The organism is Sulfurovum sp., assembly GCF_036568385.1.
Classification (GTDB): Bacteria; Campylobacterota; Campylobacteria; order Campylobacterales; family Sulfurovaceae; genus Sulfurovum.
The window spans coordinates 1-4,645 of sequence record NZ_DATCSP010000032.1; the positions used below are offsets into that span (position 1 = coordinate 1).

Genomic DNA, 4,645 nt, shown 5'->3' on the forward strand with positions numbered 1-4,645 from the left:
ACTGAAAACGGCAGATGAAGCGAACGATCTCCTTAGCAACAGTTATATATTTACCGTGTGCGAAGAGGAGAAGTTCGCAAAGATGATAGAGAAGATCAGGTCTTTTATCAACAAATATGGCGGTAAATGCATCGTCAGCGACACTCTGGTGTTACTGCATGAAAAAGGGTCATGATACGTTCATGTCAATGGCCATTAAACCCTTTATCGCGCTGTAGCTGTATAGGGTTTCCCCTTCTGCCGCTTCCATAGGGGGTATGGTATCTGCCTAAGATTTCAAGGCGCATGGTGTGCTATAATTCCGCAATGATACGATAGAGGATGGACCCATGCAACACTACAATGACGAAAAGAACAAAGCAGGTGCGAAAGTACTCTTCATGATCGCACAGATGATCGTGCTCTCTATTGTCTATATCATCGTGTATACTTCTTTTGTCGCGGTGGGGTATGCCATAGAAGAGTACGGTGTGAGCCCTGTGATGTACTTTCCTGTAGTGGTGGCACTGGTTGTTTTCCCTGTACTGCTTTACCGATACAGACAGATGTTCAATGCAGGCAGAATGCTGGGTGCCTTTATATGGACGATGGCCACTGCGTCATTGACCGTCGTCCTGCTCTATATCTATGTGGCACAGATCGCAGGGTAACGGCTCTTCTTGATACGATACTTTCCTAAAAAACACCAAAAGATACTCAAGCTTTCGATCCCCGCAGCCGTGAATTCGCTGCTGGACATGCTCCAGGTGATCACGGACCTGATCATGGTGGGACGACTCTCCGCTTTTGCCGTGGCGGCAGTAGGGCTTGGACTGCAGTCACTGATGTTCCTGTTCGCCATGCTCTCTTTGCTTCATGTAGGGACCTCTGCACTGCTTTCGCGTTTCGTGGGGGCAGGGCATCTGAAGCGTGCCTCTACGGGGCTTTCAACCCTGCTCGGCTTCGCCTTCCTTCTCTCTTTGCCTTTGATGGGATTCTGGTATTTTTTTGCATCCAGGGTCTATGTATGGTTCGGCACCGCAGCGGAGGTGATCACTTTGGGTGAGGCGTATGTGCAGACGCTGACATGGATGTTGCCGTTCGTCTTTACAAAACTGGTTTTTGTCACCGCGCTCAATGCGGCAGGAGATACCAAAACCCCTATGCAGATAAAGATAGCGTCCATCGGGCTCAATGTGGTGTTGAACTACCTGTTCATTTTCGGTAATCACGGGTTTCCGGAACTGGGGGTCATGGGTGCGGCAGTAGGAACAGTGATCGTCAACATCTTGGAACTGCTGGTATATCTATGGCTCTATCTTAGGGCAAAGACGCCCTATATCCCCGCCTGGCACTACTCCGCTTCTTTATTGAGGCGTGCGCTGAAAGTAGGTATCCCTGCCTCCATAGAGCGCTCTTTGACCGCGGGAAGCTTCATGCTCTTTACGGTGATCATCGCCCATTACGGTACAGAGGTGCTGGCCGGGTATCAGATAGGATTGCGTGTAGAGGGGCTGGCATTTATGCCAGGTATCGGGTTTACGATCGCAGCGATGGCCTTGATGGGGCAGGGGTTGGGCGCCAAAAAGCCTGAACAGTCCAGAGAGGATGTCATTTTGGTGCTTAAATATACGGTGGGGTTCATGTTCTTTCTCTCCTTCTTCATGGTCTTTATGCCGGAGAAGATCGTGTGGTTCTTTACCGATGATGCACAGACCATCGAGGAGGCAAGTCTCTATTTGCGTATCGTTGGGCTTTCCCAAATTCCTTTGGCCTACAACTTTGTGCTCTCAGGCGCCTTGCGCGGTGCGGGCGATACCAGACGCACCTTGAAGGTCAATCTTACGTCTTTATGGCTGGTTAGGATCATACCGGCATTTGTGCTGAGTTGGTATTTTGACTCCATCCTGCTGGTCTATATCGCGATGATAGCAGATACGTTCGTGAAAGCCGTATGGCTGTGGATCACCTTTGACAAAGGAGAATGGCAAAAGATAAAGGTCTAACTGATCTACAGCACATCAGTACGTTTTTCAGTCTCGCTTTACATCGTCCTGACATCTATGAAACTTCCGCTTTCATACGTGAGCAGTTGAGGGAAAACAGCCATAAGGTTTTTGGCTGCCTCCTGAGGTGTCTGGATATGCCCCTCTTTGAGCCTTTTGGCCGAAGGGAACTGGTGATCATCGACCTCCTTGATGATATGCTCCACCATAGGGGTACGGATGACACCCGGGGCCAGTGCGGTAAAGTGGATGTCCGGCAGTTCTTTGGCATAGACCTTGAGCAGCATGTTCAGTGCGGCTTTTGAGAGTGAGTAGGCGCCCCATCCTTTGGAGCCGTTCACTGCGGCACCCGAACTGATGCCTACGACCTGTTTTACCTGGGCATAGGCATGAAGGGCATCTATCAGTTCTTTGTTCGCCCATACGTTGATCTCCATCACCTCTTTGGCATCCATGAGATCGGTTTGGGAAAGTGCCTCTATGTTGCCCAGTACCCCCGCATTGAGGACCACAAGATCAAAAGCGCGGTTCTGAAGAAACTCTTTCAGGGTAGACTGGAGCATAAAGGTTTCGCTCAGGTCATAGGGAAAGAAGAAAAAATGGGGGTAATGGTCAAGTTTTCCCGAGATCGTCCTACCGATGGCATAGACGGTATCTCCGTTTTCCAGATAGGCTTGTGCCAAGGCTTCCCCCAGTCCCGAACTGATACCCGTAATAAGTATATTTTTCACGCTATGATCCTTTTGAAATACATTTACTTTTTTGATATGATATAATTATAGCCAAAAGTAAAAATCTTACTATAGTTAAAGTCTTTAAGTAAAAAAGGATAGGGATGAGCAATAAAGAAGTGAAAACCATAGACCAGAGAATTGAACGTATTTACAAGATGGCAAAAGAGCACTTTGGAGAAGTACGTTTTGTCGGTATCAAAAAACATACCAAGATCGGCTGGGTCGCCAAGATACAGTTCGATGAGTTCGAATCTTTGGTCGCAGAGGGTGAAGATGCGGTGCAGGCACTGAAAAACCTTCGCAAACGATTGACAAAGATCATAGACCGCTACAACATGGTATAGACCTTGAAGAACAATATTATTCTTATAGGTTTCATGGGTGTAGGGAAAGGGACAACGGCACGTGCCTTTACCAAAAAGTATGGGATCTATATCATAGATACAGATGATCTGATAGAATCCAAAGAGAACAAAGAGGTCAAAAAGATATTTGAAAAACACGGCGAGGCGTATTTCAGAAAGCAGGAGCAGGAGACTGCCGACTGGATAGAGAAATGTGTCAAGGGCACCCTTATCTCCTGCGGCGGCGGTTTTTACAAGGTGAAGAATCTTAAAAAACTGGGCACGGTCGTGTTGCTTGATGCTTCATTTGACTGGATCTATAACCGTTTGAAGCATGCCAAGAACTCGAAATCAAAACTTGCGAAACGCCCGCTTTTTTCCGATGAGAAAAAGGCTAGAAAACTCTATAACGAACGTGAAAAGGCTTACAAAAAACTGGCAGATGTGGTGGTAGATGTTGAGAAGATGACGCTGGACGAGCAGATAGCGTATATTGCCAAGAAGTGCAAGGTTTAGATTTAATTTGATTTATTAAATTACCTTGTAGTTTAACTTGTGGCGTTGTTTCTCTCTTCATTTTTTTAGAAAAAACGAAGCAAAAAAGCGTCATGATTCTCGAAACGCTTCGCTTTCAAGGTCGTTCATCATGACAAGCACACTCTGTGTGATTTAATTATAGGATGTATATGACTACTGTTGTAGACTCCAGTGGTCCAGTCCTTTATAGAGTGCGGTAAGAAGAGCAAATATCAGCATGGTACTTCCCATGCAGTAGGGTGCCTGCTCGATGAAGGGGGCCGGGGATCTGGATATCGTCATGATCACATAGGCCCAGACCAAAAACGCTATCAGACCGAGGGCTCTTTTGGTCCATCTGATAAGCAAGAGTGATGTTTCTTTTTTCATATGCTTATTTTATCCAAATTCGATATAATTTCAATAATTCAATTGCTACGCTTCACAAAGTGAAAACTTTCGTGAGATAAATTGTGTATGAGCCTTGTGCATACTGATAAAGTAAAGAGATAACACAGAAGAAGTAACCATGGAACGATTTGAGACGTATCTGAACGAAAACCTGCCTAAAGTACCAAGTTTCCACCCTGTCTATGAAGAAGCACTGGGTGTCATGCTGACCGCCGGCGGTAAGCGCTTTCGTCCTATGCTGCTTTTAAGTATTGTTGATGCGTATGCCCCGATGCTTTACAACTCTTCCCTTCCTGTTGCCCTGGCCCTGGAAATGTTCCATACCTACTCCCTGATACATGACGACCTCCCCGCTATGGATGATGCAGACCTGCGCCGCGGACATGAGACGCTGCATAAACGTTTCGATGAAGTGACTGCGATACTCGCAGGAGATGCACTCAATACAGAGGCATTCTATCTCATCTCCAGAGCACCGTTGCGTGCAGATGTCAAGATAAAACTGGTCGAGCTCCTTTCCCGTGACGGAGGAAGCCGTGGTATGGTACTGGGGCAGGCGATAGACTGCTATTTTGAAAACAAACCGCTTGATCTAGAGCAGGTAAAAACACTGCATAAAAATAAGACGGCTAAACTCATTGCGGCCTCTTTGCAG

At 46.8% G+C, this 4,645-nt stretch carries 7 protein-coding genes; 5 read left to right on the forward strand and 2 right to left on the reverse strand.

Annotated elements, in window-relative coordinates; translation table 11 throughout:
- Positions 1-329 precede the first annotated feature (329 nt).
- On the forward strand, positions 330-650 hold the full coding sequence (locus VIM88_RS03610) for a hypothetical protein (RefSeq protein WP_331861517.1): 321 nt from the start codon (positions 330-332) through the stop codon (positions 648-650).
- Positions 651-659: 9 nt separating this feature from the next.
- Positions 660-1,985, forward strand: a complete 1,326-nt coding sequence (locus VIM88_RS03615; protein WP_331861518.1) for an MATE family efflux transporter — start codon at positions 660-662, stop codon at positions 1,983-1,985.
- 38 nt (positions 1,986-2,023) lie between these two features.
- Here VIM88_RS03615 and VIM88_RS03620 read toward each other — a convergent pair whose 3' ends face one another.
- The gene (locus tag VIM88_RS03620; RefSeq protein ID WP_331861519.1) at positions 2,024-2,716 is read right to left on the reverse strand and encodes an SDR family NAD(P)-dependent oxidoreductase; all 693 of its coding nucleotides are present in this window, start codon (positions 2,714-2,716) and stop codon (positions 2,024-2,026) included.
- Positions 2,717-2,820: 104 nt separating this feature from the next.
- On the opposite strand from VIM88_RS03620, the gene VIM88_RS03625 reads away from it, so the two are divergent.
- Entirely contained in the window at positions 2,821-3,063 is a 243-nt protein-coding gene (locus tag VIM88_RS03625) for a hypothetical protein (RefSeq protein ID WP_331861520.1), read from the forward strand.
- A gap of 3 nt (positions 3,064-3,066) precedes the next feature.
- Positions 3,067-3,579, forward strand: coding sequence for a shikimate kinase (locus VIM88_RS03630; RefSeq protein ID WP_331861521.1), 513 nt, complete (start codon positions 3,067-3,069; stop codon positions 3,577-3,579).
- Between the two features lie 174 nt (positions 3,580-3,753).
- Here VIM88_RS03630 and VIM88_RS03635 read toward each other — a convergent pair whose 3' ends face one another.
- Positions 3,754-3,969, reverse strand: coding sequence for a hypothetical protein (locus tag VIM88_RS03635; protein WP_331861522.1), 216 nt, complete (start codon positions 3,967-3,969; stop codon positions 3,754-3,756).
- Positions 3,970-4,108: 139 nt separating this feature from the next.
- On the opposite strand from VIM88_RS03635, the gene VIM88_RS03640 reads away from it, so the two are divergent.
- A partial coding sequence (locus tag VIM88_RS03640) for a polyprenyl synthetase family protein (RefSeq protein ID WP_331861523.1) occupies positions 4,109-4,645 on the forward strand: 537 nt, incomplete at its 3' end.